This is a genomic window from Stenotrophomonas sp. KH_029, assembly GCF_057839765.1.
On the sequence record NZ_CM174498.1, the window covers coordinates 2649904 to 2668761 of the forward strand.

Annotated in this window: 20 protein-coding genes; 12 read left to right on the forward strand and 8 right to left on the reverse strand. The window is 67.5% G+C overall.

What is annotated here, in order from left to right; all coding sequences use genetic code 11:
* Positions 1-30: 30 nt before the first annotated feature.
* Positions 31-837, reverse strand: coding sequence for a tRNA threonylcarbamoyladenosine dehydratase (locus AC3ITM_RS11995; protein WP_489265256.1), 807 nt, complete (start codon positions 835-837; stop codon positions 31-33).
* 92 nt (positions 838-929) lie between these two features.
* On the opposite strand from AC3ITM_RS11995, the gene AC3ITM_RS12000 reads away from it, so the two are divergent.
* The gene (locus tag AC3ITM_RS12000) at positions 930-1370 is read left to right on the forward strand and encodes a hypothetical protein (RefSeq protein WP_489265257.1); all 441 of its coding nucleotides are present in this window, start codon (positions 930-932) and stop codon (positions 1368-1370) included.
* A gap of 119 nt (positions 1371-1489) precedes the next feature.
* The gene (locus AC3ITM_RS12005) at positions 1490-1975 is read left to right on the forward strand and encodes a glycine zipper 2TM domain-containing protein (protein WP_489265258.1); all 486 of its coding nucleotides are present in this window, start codon (positions 1490-1492) and stop codon (positions 1973-1975) included.
* A gap of 85 nt (positions 1976-2060) precedes the next feature.
* On the opposite strand, the gene AC3ITM_RS12010 is transcribed toward AC3ITM_RS12005, so the two are convergent.
* Positions 2061-2264 (reverse strand): cold-shock protein, encoded by a 204-nt coding sequence (locus tag AC3ITM_RS12010; RefSeq protein WP_228886873.1) that lies wholly within the window; start codon positions 2262-2264, stop codon positions 2061-2063.
* A gap of 234 nt (positions 2265-2498) precedes the next feature.
* On the opposite strand from AC3ITM_RS12010, the gene AC3ITM_RS12015 reads away from it, so the two are divergent.
* The 3 genes from AC3ITM_RS12015 (at position 2499) to arsC (ending at position 4655) form a co-directional block, all read left to right on the forward strand.
* A complete protein-coding gene (locus AC3ITM_RS12015; RefSeq protein ID WP_489265260.1) occupies positions 2499-2984 on the forward strand; it encodes a DUF456 domain-containing protein in 486 nt (161 codons plus the stop codon).
* Between the two features lie 157 nt (positions 2985-3141).
* Positions 3142-4305, forward strand: coding sequence for a phospholipase A (locus AC3ITM_RS12020; RefSeq protein WP_489265262.1), 1164 nt, complete (start codon positions 3142-3144; stop codon positions 4303-4305).
* Positions 4305-4655 (forward strand): arsenate reductase (glutaredoxin), encoded by a 351-nt coding sequence (gene arsC / locus AC3ITM_RS12025; RefSeq protein ID WP_489265263.1) that lies wholly within the window; start codon positions 4305-4307, stop codon positions 4653-4655. The genes AC3ITM_RS12020 and arsC overlap by 1 nt, the downstream gene beginning before the upstream one ends.
* Positions 4656-4737: 82 nt before the next feature.
* Here arsC and AC3ITM_RS12030 read toward each other — a convergent pair whose 3' ends face one another.
* Positions 4738-5082, reverse strand: coding sequence for a hypothetical protein (locus AC3ITM_RS12030; protein WP_489265265.1), 345 nt, complete (start codon positions 5080-5082; stop codon positions 4738-4740).
* Positions 5083-5258: 176 nt separating this feature from the next.
* The gene (locus AC3ITM_RS12035; RefSeq protein ID WP_489265267.1) at positions 5259-5894 is read right to left on the reverse strand and encodes a glutathione S-transferase family protein; all 636 of its coding nucleotides are present in this window, start codon (positions 5892-5894) and stop codon (positions 5259-5261) included.
* A 157-nt stretch (positions 5895-6051) separates the two neighbouring features.
* On the opposite strand from AC3ITM_RS12035, the gene AC3ITM_RS12040 reads away from it, so the two are divergent.
* Positions 6052-6687, forward strand: coding sequence for a LysE family translocator (locus AC3ITM_RS12040; protein ID WP_228886867.1), 636 nt, complete (start codon positions 6052-6054; stop codon positions 6685-6687).
* Positions 6688-6864: 177 nt separating this feature from the next.
* Here AC3ITM_RS12040 and AC3ITM_RS12045 read toward each other — a convergent pair whose 3' ends face one another.
* Positions 6865-8382 (reverse strand): fumarate hydratase, encoded by a 1518-nt coding sequence (locus tag AC3ITM_RS12045; protein WP_489265268.1) that lies wholly within the window; start codon positions 8380-8382, stop codon positions 6865-6867.
* A gap of 184 nt (positions 8383-8566) precedes the next feature.
* Here AC3ITM_RS12045 and AC3ITM_RS12050 point away from each other — a divergent pair, with 184 nt between their 5' ends.
* From AC3ITM_RS12050 to AC3ITM_RS12070, 5 genes are all read left to right on the forward strand, one after another.
* Positions 8567-9463 (forward strand): RNA polymerase sigma-70 factor, encoded by an 897-nt coding sequence (locus tag AC3ITM_RS12050; protein ID WP_489265270.1) that lies wholly within the window; start codon positions 8567-8569, stop codon positions 9461-9463.
* A 35-nt stretch (positions 9464-9498) separates the two neighbouring features.
* On the forward strand, positions 9499-9942 hold the full coding sequence (locus tag AC3ITM_RS12055; protein ID WP_489265272.1) for a carboxymuconolactone decarboxylase family protein: 444 nt from the start codon (positions 9499-9501) through the stop codon (positions 9940-9942).
* Positions 9943-10181: 239 nt separating this feature from the next.
* On the forward strand, positions 10182-12053 hold the full coding sequence (locus AC3ITM_RS12060) for an ABC transporter ATP-binding protein (protein WP_489265273.1): 1872 nt from the start codon (positions 10182-10184) through the stop codon (positions 12051-12053).
* A gap of 94 nt (positions 12054-12147) precedes the next feature.
* Positions 12148-12927, forward strand: a complete 780-nt coding sequence (locus AC3ITM_RS12065; RefSeq protein ID WP_489265274.1) for a ferredoxin--NADP reductase — start codon at positions 12148-12150, stop codon at positions 12925-12927.
* 218 nt (positions 12928-13145) lie between these two features.
* Positions 13146-13691, forward strand: coding sequence for a TlpA family protein disulfide reductase (locus AC3ITM_RS12070; RefSeq protein WP_489265276.1), 546 nt, complete (start codon positions 13146-13148; stop codon positions 13689-13691).
* An 85-nt stretch (positions 13692-13776) separates the two neighbouring features.
* Here AC3ITM_RS12070 and AC3ITM_RS12075 read toward each other — a convergent pair whose 3' ends face one another.
* Complete coding sequence (locus tag AC3ITM_RS12075; protein ID WP_489265278.1) at positions 13777-14259, reverse strand: glutathione peroxidase; 483 nt, start codon at positions 14257-14259, stop codon at positions 13777-13779.
* A gap of 405 nt (positions 14260-14664) precedes the next feature.
* On the opposite strand from AC3ITM_RS12075, the gene AC3ITM_RS12080 reads away from it, so the two are divergent.
* Entirely contained in the window at positions 14665-16836 is a 2172-nt protein-coding gene (locus AC3ITM_RS12080) for a M3 family metallopeptidase (RefSeq protein ID WP_489265280.1), read from the forward strand.
* 331 nt (positions 16837-17167) lie between these two features.
* Here AC3ITM_RS12080 and AC3ITM_RS12085 read toward each other — a convergent pair whose 3' ends face one another.
* Together AC3ITM_RS12085 and cfa are read right to left on the reverse strand one after the other, a co-directional pair.
* Positions 17168-17560, reverse strand: coding sequence for a tetratricopeptide repeat protein (locus tag AC3ITM_RS12085; protein WP_489265282.1), 393 nt, complete (start codon positions 17558-17560; stop codon positions 17168-17170).
* A 171-nt stretch (positions 17561-17731) separates the two neighbouring features.
* Positions 17732-18850 (reverse strand): cyclopropane fatty acyl phospholipid synthase, encoded by a 1119-nt coding sequence (cfa, locus tag AC3ITM_RS12090; RefSeq protein WP_489265283.1) that lies wholly within the window; start codon positions 18848-18850, stop codon positions 17732-17734.
* Positions 18851-18858: the final 8 nt, after the last annotated feature.

An 18858-nucleotide genomic window follows, 5' to 3' on the forward strand; every position in this document is an offset into this window, starting at 1 on the left:
GCTTTCCGAGCAGCCAACCAACGGTGGCGACTACGTGGGTGTAGCGCTCTTCCTGGGCTTCATGAGCATCTCCAGCGCCTTGCCCACCGCAGCGAAGGCGAACGCGCCGGTGATGTGGGTGGCCGCGCCCAGGCCGGCGCCGCAGTCCAGCTTCAGCGCCGCGTCCGCACCGAGATTGGGGCGGATGCCGCATACGCTGCCGTCGGCCTGCGGGTACTTCACGTTCTCCAGCGAATACACCGCCGGCACGCCGAAGTAACGCGAAGCGTTCTTGGGGAAGTTGAAATCGCTGCGCAGCTTCTTGCGGATCAGCGCCATCATCGCGTCGTGCTCGGTGCGCGACACATCGCGGATCCGCACCAGGGTCGGATCGGTGCGCCCACCGGCCGCGCCCACCGTCAGGATCGGCAGCTTGCGGCGGCGGCACCAGGCGATGGTTTCCACCTTGACCCGGAAACTGTCGCAGGCATCGATCACCAGGTCGAAATCGCGGTCCAGCAGTTCCACCATGTTGGACACGGTCAGGAACGCGGCGATCGCCTCCACCTGGATGTCCGGGTTGATCGCCCGGCAGCGCTCGGCCATCGCCTCGGCCTTGTTGCGGCCGTACTGGCCGGCCAGGGCCGGCAGCTGGCGGTTGGTGTTGGACACGCAGATATCGTCGGCATCGATCAGGGTCAGCTGCCCCACCGCCGTGCGCGCCAGCGCCTCCACCACCCACGAGCCCACCCCGCCCATGCCCACCACCGCCACCTTGCGGGTCGACAGCAGGTCCACGGTGCCCACCCCATACAACCGGTCGATGCCGGCAAATCGTTCGCGCAGTACGTCGTTCATCGGCGCATTTTAGAGGCCTGCGCGGTCCAGCGGACGCCCCATCCACAGGACGCACCGTAAGATCAGCCATCGCCACCCACCGGACGCCGTCCATGCAGCCAGCCACCACTCCGCCCCGCCGCGCCTCGGCCGCCTACCGCTATCTGGTCGTCGGCGTGCTCGGCCTGCTGGTCGGCCTGATCGCCACGGTGATGGTCGCCCGCGCCATCCAGGCCCGGCAGGATCCCTTCCCGGAGGCCCTGATGAACGTAATGGCCCGGCAGGTGCAGCTGCTGCGCGATGCCCAGGCGCAGAACCGCTGCAGCCTGGCCGACAGCGTGCCGCGCCTGCAGACCCTGCGCTCGCTGTCCAACGACCTGGACCTGGCCTTCCCCGGCCTGAAGGACAGCCCGGGCTTCCAGCAGCACGCCAGCACCCTGCGCGCCAGCCTGAACCAGGGGCTGGCGGCGCCACCGGTCGACTGTACCGGCATGGCCGCGCTGGTGGAGAAACTCGACACCGGCTGCCAGGCCTGCCACCAGGACTTCCGCTGATTCATCTGCCAGCCACCCGGGCCGGTCGGGATTGGCACGCTGTTCACGTAGGACAGGACAGGATCTGCGCCATGCGCACCAGACGCATTCGACCACCCCTTCTGGCCAGGAGAACCACCATGAAGATCCAACTCATCGCTGCCGCCGCCGTCGCCACCGTCGCGCTGGCCGGCTGCGCCACCACCTCGCCGGGCTATGGCAGCAGTGGTTACAACAATGGCTACGGCAACCAGGGCAACAGCTACAACAACGACCGCTGCGCCGACTGCGGCATCGTCACCCGGATCAACCAGGTGGCCTCCGGGCGTACCGCGCCGACCGCCACCGGCGCGATCCTGGGCGGCATCGTCGGCGCGGTGGCCGGGCATGAAATCTCCGACCACACCGGCGGCAGCCGCGGCAACAAGAACATCGCCGCCGCCGCAGGCGCGGTCGGCGGTGCGCTGGCCGGCAACCAGATCCAGAAGAACGTCACCAGCGACACCTTCGACATCACCGTGCGCATGGACGATGGCCGCACCGTGGTGGTCAACCAGCGCGACCTGGGCGGCATCCGCGAGAACACCTACGTGCGCGTGGTCAACGGCAAGGTGATCCTGCGCTGATCGCGGCCGGACCGAGCGGACGCGCAAAAAAGGGCCCGCTTGCGCGGGCCCTTTCATGTCTGCCTCCAGGCAAACCGGTGTGCGCTTAGAGCGGCTTCACCTTGTCGGCCTGCAGGCCCTTCTGGCCGTTGACCACTTCGAACTCGACCGCCTGACCTTCCTTGAGGCTCTTGAAGCCCGCAGATTCGATCGCACGGAAGTGCACGAACACGTCCTCGCCGCTTTCACGGCTGATGAAACCAAAGCCCTTCGCGTCGTTGAACCACTTGACGGTGCCCTTCTCGCTCATCTTAGCTACTCCCTAGAACTGTCTTGTTGTTGGATACGCCTGGTTGGGCGGCTGACAGCAAGGGGGAAGCGAGGTGCAACGATGCAGCGGATCCGGAAGATCTACCATCATCAGGCCACGATCCACGGTGACCTTGCCAAGCTCAGCGCCTGCAACTTAACCCGGGCAAAACGAAAAAGCAATTGCCAAATCCCGGCATTGTCAACCCCATTTCCCCCTACCATACCGGACAGCATGGACCATTCATTCATCTTGTATCTGCTAGCGGCCGTCCTGGTCCTGGTCGGCATTGCCGGCGTCGTGTTGCCCGCCCTGCCCGGCATCCCGCTGGTGTTTGCCGGGCTGCTGGTGGCGGCCTGGGCAGATGGCTTCGCGCATGTGGGCTGGTTGCCGCTGACCCTGCTCGGGCTGCTGACCCTGCTCTCCTTCGCGGTGGACATCCTGGCCACGGTGGTCGGCGCCCAGCGCGTGAGCGCCAGCAGGAAGGCACTGTGGGGCACACTGCTGGGCAGCATCGCCGGGCTGTTCTTCATGCCCATCGGGCTGCTGGCCGGGCCGCTGCTGGGCGCACTGGCCGGCGAGTACTGGCATACCCGCGAACTGGGCCGTTCCACCAAGGTGGGCCTGGCCACCTGGCTGGGCATCCTGCTCGGCTTCGCCCTGAAGCTGGCCCTGGTCCTGGCCATGCTGGGCCTGTTCGCCTTCGCCTGGTTCTTCTGAGCCGCCCGGCCGGGCCGGGCTTCACATCCTGCGCACACCGCCGCCGGGCATAAACGCGGCAGCGGTGTGAACGCGGTGCGCTGGCACGATCCCGGGCCAACGGCCACACTGTCGCCGCACACCCCATTCATTCTTGCCACCTGGCCCTGTTTTCATGATGATCCTGCGCCCCCGCTCCGCCCTGTTCACCGCCCTGGCCCTGGCCATCCCCTGCCTGCCGCTGGCCGCGCAGGAAGCGGCGCCCACCCCGGCATCGCCGGAGGCCTGCGCCCTGGTGGACACCGACGCGGCGCGCCTGGCCTGCTACGACAAGCTGTTCGGGCATACCCGCGGAGTGACCGTGGCCGCCGATGCCGCCGCGGCCGCGGCCGTACAGGCCCGCCGCGAGGAGCGCCAGGCCGCGCGCAGCGCCGAGGCCGATGCCCCGGCCACCCAGCGCGCCAAACAGCGGCTGGGCGAACTGTTCAAGAGCGACGGACATGATGATGCGCTGGCCAACGCCGGCAAGGGCTCGCTGCTGGACAGCCGCTGGGAACTGGCCCAGGACTCCAAGCTGGGCGCGTTCCAGCTGCGTGCCTACAAGCCGGTGTACCTGCTGCCGGCGTTCTGGACCAGCGACAAGAACCAGACCCCGCAATCGCCCAACCCGGCCAACACGGTCGCCACCCCGCAGCTGCTGGACAGCAACGAGCTCAAGTTCCAGCTCAGTTTCAAGACCAAGGTGGTGGAGAACCTGTTCGGCGACAACGGCGACATCTGGGCCGGCTATACCCAGAGCTCGCGCTGGCAGGCCTACAACGCCGAGAACTCGCGCCCGTTCCGCGAAACCAATTACGAACCGGAAGTGATGATGGTGTTCCGCAACGGCTACTCGATCGGCGGCTGGCGCGGGCGCATGACCGGGATCAGCCTCAACCACATGTCCAACGGCCGCGCCGACCCGCTGTCGCGCAGCTGGAACCGGGTGATCCTCAACGTCGGCCTGGACCGCGAGAACTGGGCGCTGGTGCTGCGCCCGTGGTACCGCCTGCCCGAAGACCGCAAGGACGACAACAACCCGGACATCGAGGACTACATGGGCCGCGGCGACGCCACCCTGACCTGGAACAGGAATGGCCACGAAGTTTCGCTGATGGCACGCCATTCGCTGCGCGGCGGCGACCGCTCGCACGGCGCACTGCAGCTGGACTACGGCTTTCCGATCAGCAACCTGTTGCGCGGCCATGTGCAGGTGTTCGACGGCTACGGCGAAAGCATGATCGACTACAACCACAAGGCCACCTACATCGGCCTGGGCGTGTCGTTGCTGGAGTGGTACTGATGGCGGTGACGATCTGGCACAACCCGCGCTGCAGCAATTCGCGCGGGGCCTTGCAGCTGCTGCGCGAGCACGGCATCGAACCGACCGTAATCGACTACCTCAAGGATCCGCCGGACCGCGCCACGCTGCAGGCGCTGGTGGCGGCGATGGGCCTGGGTGCACGCGCCCTGCTGCGCGACAAGGAAGCGGCCTATGCCGAACTCGGGCTGGCCGATGCGGCGCTGGATGACGCCGCCTTGATCGAGGCGATGCTGCAACACCCCGCACTGATCAACCGGCCGATCGTGCGCACCCCGCGCGGGGTGCACCTGTGCCGGCCACCGGAAACGGTGCTGGCGCTGCTGCCGTAGATCCCTGCCATGCAGGGATGCCGAAGGTAAACTCCGGCCATGCTCGGATCCCAACGGTAGATCCCTGCCACACAGGGATGCGTCAGCCGCAGCCGCTCATGCAGCGGCTGCGGTCTTCGCCGCAGGTAAGTGCGGGCAGGCGGTTGCGGCAGTAGTCGGCGCTGGCCTGGCAGGACTTGCGCAGCTCGGGGTTGTCGATCTTGTCGCAGCGGGTGTCGCGCTGGGTGGCCACGCCGGCGCCGCAACTATCGGTGCTGCCGAAGTCGGTGCGGCTGGTCATGCAGCTGTCATGGCGACGCTGGCATTGGTCCATGCACTGGTTGGCGGCGGTGACCTCGCGCAGGCTGGGCGCGGCGTAGGGGTCGCCATCGCTGCTGCAGGCGGTGAGCAGCAGGGACAGCAGCAGTGCGGACAGCATCCTTGGCATGGGCGTGCTCCTTGTTCGGGGGCCGGCGGCGGCCGGCGCGCGTGGGCTAAATGTAGCACTGCCGCCCGGCCCGGCGCCGCCGCATTCGCCCCTTCCACCGGCCTGGCGCGGGGGCGCACAAGACCTTCGACCAGCTCGTCGACCGATGCCGCAGCGCGCGCGGACGCACGACGGCGTCAGCGCCAGTCGGTGATGCCTTCGCGGCGGTACACCTCGGCGAACGCCGGCCGCGCTTTCAAGCGGTCGGCATAGGCCTTGAGCACCGGCCAGGTGTCGCTGGGGCTGGGCATGTTGCGCGACCAGCGCAGCAGCATCACCACCATGAAATCGACCACGCTGACCTGCGCGCCCAGCATGTACGGCCCGTATGCCTGCAGGTGCGCGGCCAGCTGCTGCCAGGCCGCCTCCAGCCGTTCGCGCGCGGCCTGGCGGACCGCCTCGGTCTGCTCGCCGCCGGCGAACTCATGCGCATAGAACCAGGCCCGGTAGGCCGGCTGCACCGTGTTGGCGCTCCAGAACATCCAGCGATAGGCTTCTGCGCGCGCCGGGGTACCGCTGGCCGGCAACAACCCGGCCGATGGATGCAGGTCGGCCAGGTGCAGCGCGATGGCCGCCGCTTCGGTCAGCACCTGGCCGTCCATCACCAGGGTCGGCACCACCCCGGCCGGGTTGAGCGCCAGGTACGCGGCGGTCTTGTGCTGGCGCTGCTCGAAATCCAGCAGCACCAGTTCGTGCGCCAGCTCCAGTTCGAGCAGCAGCCAATGCACCACCAGCGAGGCGGTGCTGGGGGAGCCGTACAGGGTGATGCGCATCGGTGCAGCCTCGGCGGGAAAACGCCGATTATGCCTGCGGCCGCCCGCGCGCAGCGCCACGCAGGTACAGATCGGCCGCCATGGCGGCAGGCGCTGTGCCTGTCGGCGCCGGCTGCACGCGCCTAGCATGGCCGGCACCTGCCACTGGAGCCGCCGCATGCCCGCCACATCCACCCTGTTCGCCTTCGGGCTGATCGCGCTGGGCATGGTGCTCACCCCGGGGCCGAACATGATCTACCTGGTGTCGCGCTCGATCTGCCAGGGTCGCGCGGCCGGGCTGGTGTCGCTGTCGGGGATCGCCGTGGGTTTCCTGGTGTACCTGCTGTGCGCGGTACTGGGCATCACCGCGCTGTTGATGGCCGTGCCGCATGCCTATGACGTGCTGCGCATCGCCGGCGCCCTGTACCTGCTGTACCTGGCCTGGCAGGCGCTGCGCCCGGGTGGGCGCTCGCCGTTCCAGCTGCGCGAGCTGCCGCGCGACAGCCCGCGCCGGTTGTTCGCGATGGGCCTGTTGACCGCCCTGCTCAATCCGAAGATCGCGGTGATCTACCTGTCGCTGCTACCGCAGTTCATCCAGCCGGGCGGACACGGCAGCGTGATGACGCAATCGCTGGCCCTGGGGCTGGTGCAGATCGCCACCAGCCTGGGCGTCAATGCGCTGATCGTGCTGGCCGCCGGCAGCATCGCCACGTTCCTGGCCGGACGCCCGCGCTGGCAGACCGTGCAACGCGGGCTGATGGGCACGGTGCTGGGCGGGCTGGCGGTGCGCATGCTGGTGGACGCACGGCGCTGAGCGCGCACCAACCCACGGTCGGTGCCTACCGCGATCGGCGATGCCCACCGCGTCCGGCGGCACCGATTGCGATCGGCAGCGCCCCACAACGCCTACCGTGATCGACAACGGAAAACGGCGCCCGCGGGCGCCGTTTTCTGCCATCGGGGTGCCGACCGTCAGTCGGCACCCGACGGGTCAGGCCACCACCACCGGAATCTTGCCGATCCGGGCCTGCCATTCCCGCGGGCCGGTCTGGTGCACCGATTCGCCGGTGGAATCCACCGCCACGGTCACCGGCATGTCCTGCACGGTGAACTCGTAGATCGCCTCCATGCCCAGGTCGGCGAAGCCGACCACGCGGGCGGCCTTGATCGCCTTGGACACCAGGTAGGCCGAACCGCCCACCGCCATCAGGTAGGCCGACTTGTTGTCGCGGATCGCCTCGATCGCCGCCGGGCCGCGTTCGGCCTTGCCGACCATGCCCAGCAGGCCGGTCTGCTCCAGCACCTGGCGGGTGAACTTGTCCATGCGGGTGGCCGTGGTCGGGCCGGCCGGGCCCACCACTTCGTCGCGTACCGGATCGACCGGGCCCACGTAGTAGATGAAGCGGCCCTTGAGATCCACCGGCAGCGGCTCGCCCTTGTCCAGCATTTCCACCATGCGCTTGTGCGCGGCATCGCGGCCGGTCAGCAGTTTGCCGTTGAGCAGCAGGGTCTGGCCCGGCTTCCAGCTGGCCACGTCTTCGGGGGTGATGGTGTCCAGGTCCACCCGGGTACCCTTGGAGGCGTCATAGGTGATCTGCGGCCAGTCTTCCAGCGACGGCGGGTCCAGCATCACCGGGCCGCTGCCGTCCAGGGTGAAGTGCGCGTGGCGGGTAGCCGCGCAGTTGGGGATCATCGCCACCGGCAGGTTGGCCGCGTGGGTCGGGAAGTCCTTGACCTTGATGTCCAGCACCGTGGTCAGCCCGCCCAGGCCCTGCGCGCCGATACCCAGCGCGTTGACCTTGTCGAACAGTTCCAGGCGCAGCTCTTCGGCACGATTGGAGGCGCCACGCGCCTTCAGTTCGTTGATGTCGATCGGCTCCATCAGCGATTCCTTGGCCAGCAGCATCGCCTTCTCGGCGGTGCCGCCGATGCCGATGCCGAGCATGCCCGGCGGGCACCAGCCGGCGCCCATGGTCGGCACCGTCTTGAGCACCCAGTCCACGATCGAGTCGGACGGGTTGAGCATGGCGAACTTGCTCTTGGCTTCCGAACCACCGCCCTTGGCCGCCACGATCACCTCGACGGTGTCGCCCGGCACCACCTTGACGTTGACCACGCCCGGGGTGTTGTCCCTGGTGTTGATGCGCTTGCCGGCCGGATCAGCCAGCACCGAGGCGCGCAGCTTGTTGTCGGGGTAGTTGTAGGCGCGGCGCACGCCTTCGTTGGCCATGTCCTCCACGCCCATGGTGGCATCGTCCCAGCGCACGTTCATGCCGATTTCCAGGAACACGGTGACGATGCCGGTGTCCTGGCAGATCGGCCGGTGGCCCTCGGCGCACATGCGCGAGTTGATCAGGATCTGCGCCATCGCCTCCTTGGCGGCCGGCGATTCCTCGCGCTCATAGGCGGCGTTGAGGCTCTTGATGTAATCGACCGGATGGTAGTACGAGATGTACTGCAGCGCGTCGGCGATGGACTGGATGAGGTCTTCCTGCTTGATCGATGTCACGACTTGCTCGCTTGCTGGAGGCTGGCGGGGGTTGAGCCCGCCATTTTACCCCCCCGCCGGGGCTGGCGGTGGCGTTGCCGGCCGCTGGCGGCGCAATGCGGCAGATCGCCACCGCCAGGCGCGATTGCTGGCACAGTAACCCCCCGCTCTGTCACAGACCCGCACGCTGCGGCGTCCTCCCGGCATGGACACCACCACCACCTTCCAGACCCATCGCCCCCGCCTGTTCGCCCTGGCCTACCGCCTGCTGGGCAGCCGCAGCGACGCCGAGGACATCGTCCAGGACGCCTGGCTGCGCTGGCAGGGCGCCGACACCGCCGCCATCGCCGATGCCGAGGGCTGGCTGGTGACCGCCACCACCCGGCTGGGCCTGGACCGCCTGCGCGCCATACGCAACTCCCGCATCCAGTACGTGGGGCCGTGGCTGCCCGAGCCGCTGGAGATCGCCCTGGACCCGGACCCGCTGCACGACCCGGCCCAGCGCCATGCCGTGGCCGACCAGATCTCGGTGGCGTTCCTGGCCCTGCTCGAACAGCTCGGCCCGGACGAGCGTGCCGCGTTCCTGCTCAAGGACGTGTTCGACTACGACTACCCGCAGATCGCCCCGCTGCTGGAGCACAGCCAGGCCAACTGTCGCCAGCTGGTGCACCGCGCGCGCCAGCGCCTGCAGGCCGGCAAGCCCCGCTTTGCGGTCAGCCCCGGCCAGCACCGCGACCTGCTGACCCGCTTCATGCATGCCTCCCAGGCCGGCGACCAGGACGCCATCCGCGCCCTGCTGCACGCCAATGCCGAGATGATTTCCGACGGTGGCGGGCGGGTCACCGCCGCGATCCGCCCGCTGCTGGGCGCCGAACGCATCGCGCAGCTGTACTGGGCCATCGCCCGGCGCAATGGCGCGCATCCGGCGCGGATCGGCCAGGTCAACGGCGAACCGGCGATCCTGCGCTTCCAGGGCGACCAGCTGCACTCGGTGACCCTGGTCGGCATCGACGACGGGCGCATCGTGCGCGTGCTCAGCGTGCTCAATCCGGAAAAACTCAGCGGGCTTGTCACAGCGCGCGGTGCTGGCGCGTCCTCCTGATGAAGACGGCCACAGGGGCCGTCATGGAGTCTGCAATGTCCGCTTCGCCCCGCGTTCCCTATTTCCGCCTGGCCAATGAGGCCATCAAGGGCCTGCTGGCCACCAGCAAGGCCGTGCATGACAGCTCGATCGATCCGACGTTGATGGAGCTGGTGTTCCTGCGCGTGTCGCAGATCAACGGCTGCGGCTACTGCATGGACATGCACGGCACTGCCCTGCGCAAGGGCGGCATCGAGCCGCGCAAGCTGGACACCCTGCCGGCCTGGCATGAAAGCCGTTTCTTCGATGCGCGCGAGCGCGCCGCACTGGGCTGGGCCGAAGCCCTGACCCGCCTGCCCGATGCCGCCCCGTCCGATGCCGCCTTCGACGCGCTGACCCCGCACTTCGATGAAAAGGGCATCAGCGACCTGAGCGTGGGTGTGGCGGTGATCAACGCCTGGAACCGGCTGGGCGCTGGCCTGCTGCCGCCGCTTCCATAACCCGGTGGAGCCGGCCGCCGGCCGGCTCCACGCAGATCCAAACAAGGTCGGTAGTGCCGGCCGCTGGCCGGCTCCAGGCAAATCCAGACATCGCCAGGAGCCGGCCAGCGGCCGGCACTACCGGTGCAGCGTGCCGACCAACGGTCGGCACCTGCCGGTTGGGACCGGTGCGCACGATGGCGGTGTCGCGTGCAAGGTATTCATCCCTCCGCCACGGCGCGGGCGCGCACAATGGCGGCATGCCCGCCTCCCCCGCCGCCGGCGCTACCGGCCAGAAAAATCCCAGCCTGCGCGAACGCTTCCAGGCGATGCGCAACCTGCCGCCGTTCCTGCGCCAGGTCTGGCAGACCAGCCCCGCGCTGGCCAGCGCCAGCCTCGGCCTGCGCCTGATCCGCGCGTTGTTGCCGGTGGCGATGCTGTACGTGGGCAAGCTGATCATCGATGCCGCGCTGCAGTTGAGCCAGCACGAGGCCGGCTTCCCGCCGTTCGGCCAGGCGCTGTCCAGCGGCCTGCTCAACCCGCTGCTGGGCCTGCTGGCGCTGGAGTTCGGCCTGGCGATCGTGTCCGACCTGCTCGGCCGGGCGGTCAACTACGCCGACAGCCTGCTCTCGGAGCTGTTCACCAACGTCACCAGCGTGCGGCTGATGGAACACGCCGCCGAGCTGGACCTGGAAGACTTCGAAGACCCCGACCTGCAGGACAAGCTGGACCGCGCGCGGCGCCAGACCATGGGCCGGATGAACCTGATGAGCCAGCTGTTCGGCCAGGTGCAGGACGCCATCACCGTGGCCAGCCTGGCGGTGGGCCTGCTGGTCTATGCACCGTGGCTGATCCTGCTGCTGGCGATAGCGCTGGTGCCGGCGTTCATCGGCGAATCGCACTTCAACGCGGCCGGTTACTCGCTCAATTTCCAGTGGACCCCCGAGCGCCGCCAGCTGGACTACCTGCGCCAGATCGGGGCCAGCGTGGAAACCGCCAAGGAAGTGAAGATCTTCAACCTGCATCGCTTCCTGATCGAGCGGTACAAATACCTGGCCGACAAGTTCTTCCATGCCAACCGCGCACTGGCGCGCAAACGCGCGTTCTGGGGCACGCTGCTGGCCGCCCTGGGCACGCTGGGCTACTACACCGCCTATGCCTACATCGCCTGGCGCACGGTGCGCGGCGATTTCTCGATCGGCGACCTGACCTTCCTGGCCGGCAGCTTCCTGCGCCTGCGCCAGCTGCTGGAAGGCCTGTTGATCGGCTTCTCGCAGGTGGCCGGGCAGGCGCTGTACCTGGACGACCTGTTCTCGTTCTTCCAGATCCAGCCGGAAATCCACTCGCGTACCGACGCGGTGCCGATCCCGCAGCCGATCACGCGCGGCTTCGTGTTCGACAACGTCGGCTTCCGCTACCCCGATGCGGAACACTGGGCGGTGCGGCACCTGGACTTCGAGCTGCGCGCCGGTGAAGTCCTGGCCCTGGTCGGCGAAAACGGCGCCGGCAAGACCACCCTGGTCAAGCTGCTGGCGCGCCTGTACGACCCCGACGAAGGCCGCATCCTGCTCGACGGCCGCGACCTGCGCGACTACGACCTGGACGACCTGCGCGCCAACATGGGGGTGATCTTCCAGGATTTCGTGCGCTACAACCTCAGCGCCGGCGAGAACATCGGCGTGGGCCTAGTGGAGGCGATGACCGATGACGCGCGCATCCGCGATGCCGCCCGCCGCGGCATGGCCGACGAGGTCATCAACGCCCTGCCCAACGGCTACGACCAGCTAATCGGCCGCCGCTTCAAGCAGGGCGTGGACCTGTCCGGCGGGCAGTGGCAGAAGATCGCCATCGCACGTGCCTACATGCGCGATGCGCAGGTGATGATCCTCGACGAACCCACCGCCGCCCTGGACGCGCGCAGCGAATTCGAAGTGTTCCAGCGGTTCAAGGAACTGTCCGACAACCGCACCGCCGTGCTGATCTCGCACCGCTTCTCCTCGGTACGCATGGCCGACCGCATCCTGGTGCTGGCCGGCGGGCGGATCGAGGCCAGCGGCACCCATGCCGAGCTGATCGCCCAGGGCGGCCGCTATGCCGAACTGTTCGAGCTGCAGGCTGCCGGCTACCGCTGAAACCCCCATTCCGCAAGGCTTTCCGGCCAGTCAATGAGAATTTATCTCATTTGGGATAAACTGGCCGGGACAAAACAGATCAGACCCCACCCCCATGTCTTCCGCTTTCGGCGCCGAAACGGTGCTTGAGGTCCGTCACTGGACCGACGCCTACTTCAGCTTCACCACGACCCGCGACAGCGGCTTCCGCTTCGAGAACGGCCAGTTCGTGATGATCGGCCTGGAAACCGAAACGCGGCCGCTGCTGCGCGCGTACTCCATCGCCAGCGCCAACTGGGAAGAGAACCTGGAGTTCTTCAGCATCAAGGTGCAGGACGGCCCGCTGACCTCGCGCCTGCAGCACATCCAGCCCGGCGACAAGGTACTGGTCGGCAAGAAGCCCACCGGCACCCTGCTGATCAGCGACCTGCACCCGGGCAAGCACCTGTACCTGCTCGGCACCGGCACCGGGCTGGCACCGTGGCTGTCAGTGATCAAGGACCCGGAAACCTACGAACGCTTCGACAAGGTGATCCTCACCCACGGCGTGCGGTACGAAAAGGACTTGGCCTACCGCGAGCTGTTCGAAAAGGAACTGCGCGAGCACGAATTCCTCGGCGAACTGATCGGCGACAAACTGCTGTACTACCCGGCCGTCACCCGCGAGGCGTTCCCCAACCAGGGCCGCCTGACCTCGCTGATGGAAAGCGGCGAAATGCAGAAGACCCTCGGCCTGCCGCCGCTGGACCCCGAGCACGACCGCGCCATGATCTGCGGCAGCCCGCAGATGCTGGCCGACCTGCGCACCGTGCTGGACAGCCGCGGCTTCCAGACCTCCCCGCGCATCGGCACCCCGGGCCACTACGTGTTCGAACGCGCCTTCGTCGAAAAATAAGCGGCGGCCGGCGCTGCCGGCCGTCGAGCGGCTCCGGCCAACTGCGATCGGCCAGGGTCGCCCCGGCCGTTGGGCGCGTGCGCAGCGATTAATCAGCGGTAGGTCCAACCCAGGGTCGGACGCTTTTCACGGCCGACGGCAGTGCCCCAGCCCGGCCAGGCATCGGCTATATTCCGCCCCAGCCCGGCATCTCGCCCGGCTCCTCCGGAACCGCGCCGATGATCAGGAAGATCCGCCCCGCCCTCGCCTACCTGCTGCTTGCCGTGGGCCTGGCCGCCAACGCCGCAGCGCCGGCCACCCCGTCACCGAAGGCCGGCGATATCCCGCCGCAGGTCCTGGGCAAGGACCGCAAGGGTGATGTGGTCGACCTGGGCAGCCAGCGCGGCAAGATCGTCATCGTCACCTTCTGGGCCTCCTGGTGCGGCCCGTGCCGCAAGGAACTGCCGGTACTCGGCCGCCTGCAGCAGCTGATCGGTCACGATGCCCTGCAGGTCTACGCGGTCAACCTCAAGGAACCGCGCGCCGATTTCAACGCCATCGCCCGCAGCCGTTCCGCCCCTCCGCTGGACTACCTCCACGACGCCAAGGGCGTGGTCAGCGAGCAGTACGGCATCAAGACCATCCCGCATATGTTCATCATCGGTCACGACGGCAGCATCGCCCGCGTGCATCGCGGCTACAGCGAAGAAAGCCTGCCCGAAATCGTCGCCGACATCCTGGCCCTGCTGCCCGAGGAAGTACGCAACCGCCAGGCCGGCGGCTGACCCCACCGCCGCGGTAGAGCCACGCCATGCGTGGCTGGGACGTTTGGCAATCCGGTGATCCAGGGGAGCCGGGCATAACCTGGCGTTACGCCAGCGCCGCCTCGATGTCGCCGCGCAGCGACTCGGGCTTGTCGGTCGGCGCATAGCGCTGCAGCACCTGCCCGTCGCGGCCGACCAGGAACTTGCTGAAGTTCCACTTGATCCCGCGCGTGCCCAGCACCCCGGATTTTTCCGCCTTCAGCCACTGCCACAGCGGATGGGCGCCCTCGCCGTTGACCTCGACCTTGTCCGACAGCGGGAAATCCACCGCGTAGGTCAGCGAACAGAAACTGCCGATCTCCTCGGCGTTGCCCGGCTCCTGGTGGCCGAACTGGTCGCACGGGAACCCGATCACCACCAGCCCGCGCGCCGCGTAGTCCCGCCACAGCGCCTCCAGCCCTTCGTACTGTGGGGTGAAGCCGCATTTGCTGGCCACGTTGACCAGCAACAGCACCTTGCCCCGGTACTGCTCCAGCGCCTGCGGCTGGCCGCTGAGGTCCACGAACGAGAAATCAAAGGCGGTGGTCATGGCCGAGCTCCTGCGCAAAAAAGCATCTTAGCGCCGTGGTGGGGATGAACGGGGCAACGGGTACCCGGCCGTGGGGTGGCGCTGACGCGGAGGAGTTCATGGAGAGCCGGCCAGCGGCCGGCACCACCCTCCCCGCCGGACGAGAGGCTAGTGCTCACAATGAGACGTCGCGATGTGGGGCGCGCGAGGTGGCTGGGGGGCCGCGGGGCCGTTGGGCGCCATGGATGGCGCCCACGAGCTTACAGGGATGTATTCACAGCGTGCCCCGCGGCCCCCCAGCCACCTTGCGCCACGCTCCAGACCAACCGCGCCTTACGCTCCACGCTTTCAACATGCCTTTCGACACAAGCCCAGGCCAACCGCCCCGGGTTAACCTCGGGCACTTGTCTGACCGGAGAATTCCCCTTGACCACCCGCCTTGCCCTTGCCGTCGCCGTGACCCTCGGCCTTGCCCTGCCTGCCTATTCTGCCGTCGCCGCAGCCCCCGCCGCCGCCAACGCCCAGCAGGCCAACCCGTTCTTCGCCGACAGCCCCCTGCCGCTGCACTACCCGCAGTTCGACAAGATCAAGGACAGCGACTTCGCCCCCGCCTTCGACGCCGGCATGGCCCAGCAGCTCAAGGAAGTGGAGGCCATCGCCAACAACAAGGCCAAGCCCACCTTCGACAACACCCTCATCGCCCTGGAAAAGAGCGGTGACACCCTGGACCGCGCCACCACCGTGTTCTTCAGCCTGGTCGGCGCCGACACCAACGACACCCGCAAGAAACTGCAGGCCGACTACTCGGCCAGGTTCGCCGCCCACAGCGATGCCATCGCCCTGAACGGCAAGCTGTTCGCCCGCATCCAGACCCTGTATGACACCCGTGCCCAGCTGGGCCTGGACGCCGAAGGCGTGCGCCTGGTCGAGAAGTACTACGACAGCTACGTGCGCGCCGGCGCCAAGCTCAACGACGCCGACAAGACCAAGCTCAAGGCAATGAACGCCGAACTGGCCAACCTGGGCACCAAGTTCAGCCAGAACGTGCAGAACGAAGTGAACGCCTCGGCTGTGGTCGTCGATGACGTCAAGCAGCTCGACGGCCTGTCGGCCGAACAGATCGCCGCCGCCGCCGAAGCGGCCAAGGCGCGCAAGCTCGACGGCAAGTACGTCATCGCCCTGCTCAACACCACCGGCCAGCCGCCGCTGACCAACCTGGCCAACCGCGAGCTGCGCCAGAAGATCTACGAAGCCTCCATCACCCGCGGCAGCCGCGGCGGCGAGTTCGACAACACCGCCCTGGTCTCGCGCATCATGCAGCTGCGCGCCGACAAGGCCAAGCTGATGGGCTTTGCCAACTTCGCCGCCTACAACCTGACCAACCAGACCGCCAAGACCCCTGAAGCGGTCAACGCCATGCTTGGCCAGCTCGCCCCGGCCGCGGTGGCCAACGCCAAGCGCGAAGCGGCCGACCTGCAGGCCATGATCGACCAGGAGCAGAAGGCCGCCGGCAAGCCCACCTTCCAGCTCGAAGCCTGGGACTGGGCCTTCTACAGCGAGAAGGTTCGCCAGGCCAAGTACAACTTCGACGAATCCCAGCTCAAGCCCTACTTCGAGCTGAAGAACGTGCTGGAAAACGGCGTCTTCTACGCCGCCAACCAGGAATACGGCCTGACCTTCAAGCAGCGCACCGACCTGCCGACCTATCACGAAGACGTCACCGTCTACGACGTGTTCGACGCCGACGGCAGCCAGCTGGCCATCTTCATCTTCGACCCCTACGCACGCGCCTCCAAGCGCGGTGGCGCCTGGATGAATTCGTATGTGTCCCAGTCCGCGCTGACCGGCTTCAAGCCGGTGGTGGCCAACCACCTCAACATCCCCAAGCCGCCGGCCGGCAAGCCTTCGCTGCTGACCTGGGATGAAGTGACCACCACCTTCCACGAGTTCGGCCATGCCCTGCACGGCATGTTCTCCAACGTGAAGTACCCCTACTTCTCCGGCACCGCCGTGCCGCGCGACTTCGTCGAGTTCCCCTCGCAGGTCAACGAAATGTGGTCGGACAACCCGGCCATCCTGAAGAACTACGCCAAGCACTACCAGAACGGCACCGCGATGCCGCAGGCGCTGCTGGACAAGGTGATTGCAGCGGCCAAGTTCAACCAGGGCTTTGCCACCACCGAGTACCTGGGCGCGGCGATGCTGGACCAGCGCTGGCACCAGATCGGCGCCGACCAGGTGCCGGCCGCCAAGGACGTGATGGCCTTCGAGCGCGCCGCGCTGGAGAAGGACGGCATCTACTACGCACCGGTCCCGCCGCGCTACAAGACCCCGTACTTCAGCCACATCATGGGCGGCTACTCGGCCGGCTACTACGCCTACATCTGGTCCGAAGTGCTCGACGCCAACACCCAGAAGTGGTTCCGCGAAAACGGCGGCCTGAGCCGCAAGAACGGCGACCATTTCCGCGCCACCCTGCTGTCCAAGGGCGGCAGCGTGGATGCGATGGAACTGTTCCGCACCTTCGCCGGGCATGAGCCGCAGATTGAACCGCTGCTGGAGAAGCGTGGGTTGAGCGGTGGGGATGGCAAGAAGTAACGCGCGCTCCGGCGACGCGGGTTGAACCCAGACCGCCCGGCAATGCCGGGCGGTTTTTTATGGGGTGCCCTCCTGCCGTGAGCCTCAACGCCGCCGCATACCCGCCCGCTGGTAGGGTCGCTCCCCGGACGACTGCACGTGCTGATCCCCGGCCGATGATGGGCATGACCCGAGCCGGAGACGACGACTTTGCCGTGTGGTGAGGTCACCGCCTTCCTCGATCGAAGCTATGCGTTCGTCGCGCCGATCAGCGGTATCGGCAGTCGTTTGGAAACCGACCCTACCTGGCCAGCCGTGGATACCGATTCGGCGACGATCTCAATCGGCGCTTTCAGCCTGCCTGCGGATCGAAATAGGCCGCCCAAGTCTGCGGATCGGCGGACTGCGTGCTCGCCCGAGAGAACTGCCTTCTTGCCAGTGTGGTTTCGCCAGTATTGAACAACGCCACCCCCAGATTGAACGCCGTATTTCCATCGCTGCTGCCCAAGGCCAGTGCCCGCTCCAGCAGTAGGCGTGCGCCAGCGTAGTCGCCCTGGTCGCAGGCCACGGCGCCCTGGCAGGTCAGCAGCGGGATGCTGGTGGGTTCGTTGACGAGGGCGTGCTGCAGGATGGTCCATGCATTGCACAGTGCAAGGTCGGCGTTGGCGGTGCCGTTGAAGGCGGCGTCGACGTGGCGCCGGGCGGCGTCTAGTGCGGAGTGTACGGCGGTGGGCGGTTCTTCCATGGTGGGAGCGTAGCCGATGGTGGGGTAGCGGAATCATTCTGCCGAGCCGGCCTCGATGATTTCCATGCCCCTACCGGATGTGGGCAATGTCCGTGCAGTCGACCGGGGTGCGCCCCTACCAATGCGGTCGCAGTCGAAGTTGCGGTTGCGGTTGCATTTGCAGCTGCCGCATCAGCGCGGCGTGATATACCCGCCCGGCACGCCCTGCGGGGACAGTACCAGCTGCCACAGCTGCGCATGCCGGCAGCGGAAGCTGGCCATGGCGCCGGCCAGGTAGAGACGCCACATGCGCTTGAAGCGTTCGTCGTAACGCTGCGGGTCCAGGCGGTGCCAGGCTGCTTCCACGTTCGCGCGCCAGGCCTGCAGGGTGCGGTCGTAGTCGGTGCCGAAGTTGTGCCAGTCCTCCAGCACGAACAATCCTTCGAAGGCCGCGGTGATCTGCGCGGCCGAGGGCAGCATCGAGTTGGGGAAGATGTAGCGCGCGATCCACGGGTCGGTGCGGTGGCGCGAGAGGTTGCTGCCGATGCTGTGCAGCAGGAACAGGCCGTGCGGGTGCAGGCAGCGCCGGACCACCTCGAAATAACTGCGGTAATTCTTGTCGCCGACGTGCTCGAACATGCCCACCGACAGGATCGCATCGAAGGTTTCATCGACGTCGTGGTAGTCCTGCAGGCGGATCTCGATCGGCAGGCCGGCGCACAACCGGCGGGCGTAGTCGGCCTGTTCCTGGGAAATGGTGATGCCCACCCCCGAAACGCCGTAGCGTTCGGCGGCGAACTTCAGCGCCTCGCCCCAGCCGCAGCCGATGTCGAGCACGCGCTGGCCCGGGCGCAGCCCGAGCTTGCGGCAGATCAGGTCGAGCTTGGCGGCCTGGGCGGTATCCAGGTTGGAAGCGTGCGCCCAGTAGCCGCAGCTGTAGACCAGGCGCTGGCCGAGCATGGCCTGGTAGAGGTCGTTGCCCAGGTCGTAGTGGCGCTTGCCCACCTCCAAGCTGCCGGCGCCGGCCTGCAGGTTGAACAGCCGCGCCTTGAGCGCGTCGGCCAGCTCGCGCCAGCCATGGACGCGCTCGTCCAGGTGGGCCTGCATCAGGTGGAACAGGAAGTCATCCAGCGCGGCGGCATCCCACTGGCCATCCATGTAGCTTTCGCCCAGGCCCAGCGAGCCCTGGGCCATGACCCGCGTGTAGAACCGCGGGTCATGCACCTGGATGTCGTGCGGGCGGTCGCCGCCCACGGCGACCCCTGCTTCCTGCAGCAATTCGGTTACCCGCCGTTGCAGTCCCGCGTCCACCCCGCCTC

What these genes read in the sequence shown, in the direction of transcription:
- AC3ITM_RS11995 (WP_489265256.1), bottom strand. Translation starts at nt 837, where the DNA reads ATGAACGACGTACTGCGCGAACGATTTGCCGGCATCGACCGGTTGTAT.
- AC3ITM_RS12000 (WP_489265257.1), top strand. Translation starts at nt 930, where the DNA reads ATGCAGCCAGCCACCACTCCGCCCCGCCGCGCCTCGGCCGCCTACCGC.
- AC3ITM_RS12005 (WP_489265258.1), top strand. Translation starts at nt 1,490, where the DNA reads ATGAAGATCCAACTCATCGCTGCCGCCGCCGTCGCCACCGTCGCGCTG.
- AC3ITM_RS12010 (WP_228886873.1), bottom strand. Translation starts at nt 2,264, where the DNA reads ATGAGCGAGAAGGGCACCGTCAAGTGGTTCAACGACGCGAAGGGCTTT.
- AC3ITM_RS12015 (WP_489265260.1), top strand. Translation starts at nt 2,499, where the DNA reads ATGGACCATTCATTCATCTTGTATCTGCTAGCGGCCGTCCTGGTCCTG.
- AC3ITM_RS12020 (WP_489265262.1), top strand. Translation starts at nt 3,142, where the DNA reads ATGATCCTGCGCCCCCGCTCCGCCCTGTTCACCGCCCTGGCCCTGGCC.
- arsC (WP_489265263.1), top strand. Translation starts at nt 4,305, where the DNA reads ATGGCGGTGACGATCTGGCACAACCCGCGCTGCAGCAATTCGCGCGGG.
- AC3ITM_RS12030 (WP_489265265.1), bottom strand. Translation starts at nt 5,082, where the DNA reads ATGCCAAGGATGCTGTCCGCACTGCTGCTGTCCCTGCTGCTCACCGCC.
- AC3ITM_RS12035 (WP_489265267.1), bottom strand. Translation starts at nt 5,894, where the DNA reads ATGCGCATCACCCTGTACGGCTCCCCCAGCACCGCCTCGCTGGTGGTG.
- AC3ITM_RS12040 (WP_228886867.1), top strand. Translation starts at nt 6,052, where the DNA reads ATGCCCGCCACATCCACCCTGTTCGCCTTCGGGCTGATCGCGCTGGGC.
- AC3ITM_RS12050 (WP_489265270.1), top strand. Translation starts at nt 8,567, where the DNA reads ATGGACACCACCACCACCTTCCAGACCCATCGCCCCCGCCTGTTCGCC.
- AC3ITM_RS12055 (WP_489265272.1), top strand. Translation starts at nt 9,499, where the DNA reads ATGTCCGCTTCGCCCCGCGTTCCCTATTTCCGCCTGGCCAATGAGGCC.
- AC3ITM_RS12060 (WP_489265273.1), top strand. Translation starts at nt 10,182, where the DNA reads ATGCCCGCCTCCCCCGCCGCCGGCGCTACCGGCCAGAAAAATCCCAGC.
- AC3ITM_RS12065 (WP_489265274.1), top strand. Translation starts at nt 12,148, where the DNA reads ATGTCTTCCGCTTTCGGCGCCGAAACGGTGCTTGAGGTCCGTCACTGG.
- AC3ITM_RS12070 (WP_489265276.1), top strand. Translation starts at nt 13,146, where the DNA reads ATGATCAGGAAGATCCGCCCCGCCCTCGCCTACCTGCTGCTTGCCGTG.
- AC3ITM_RS12075 (WP_489265278.1), bottom strand. Translation starts at nt 14,259, where the DNA reads ATGACCACCGCCTTTGATTTCTCGTTCGTGGACCTCAGCGGCCAGCCG.
- AC3ITM_RS12085 (WP_489265282.1), bottom strand. Translation starts at nt 17,560, where the DNA reads ATGGAAGAACCGCCCACCGCCGTACACTCCGCACTAGACGCCGCCCGG.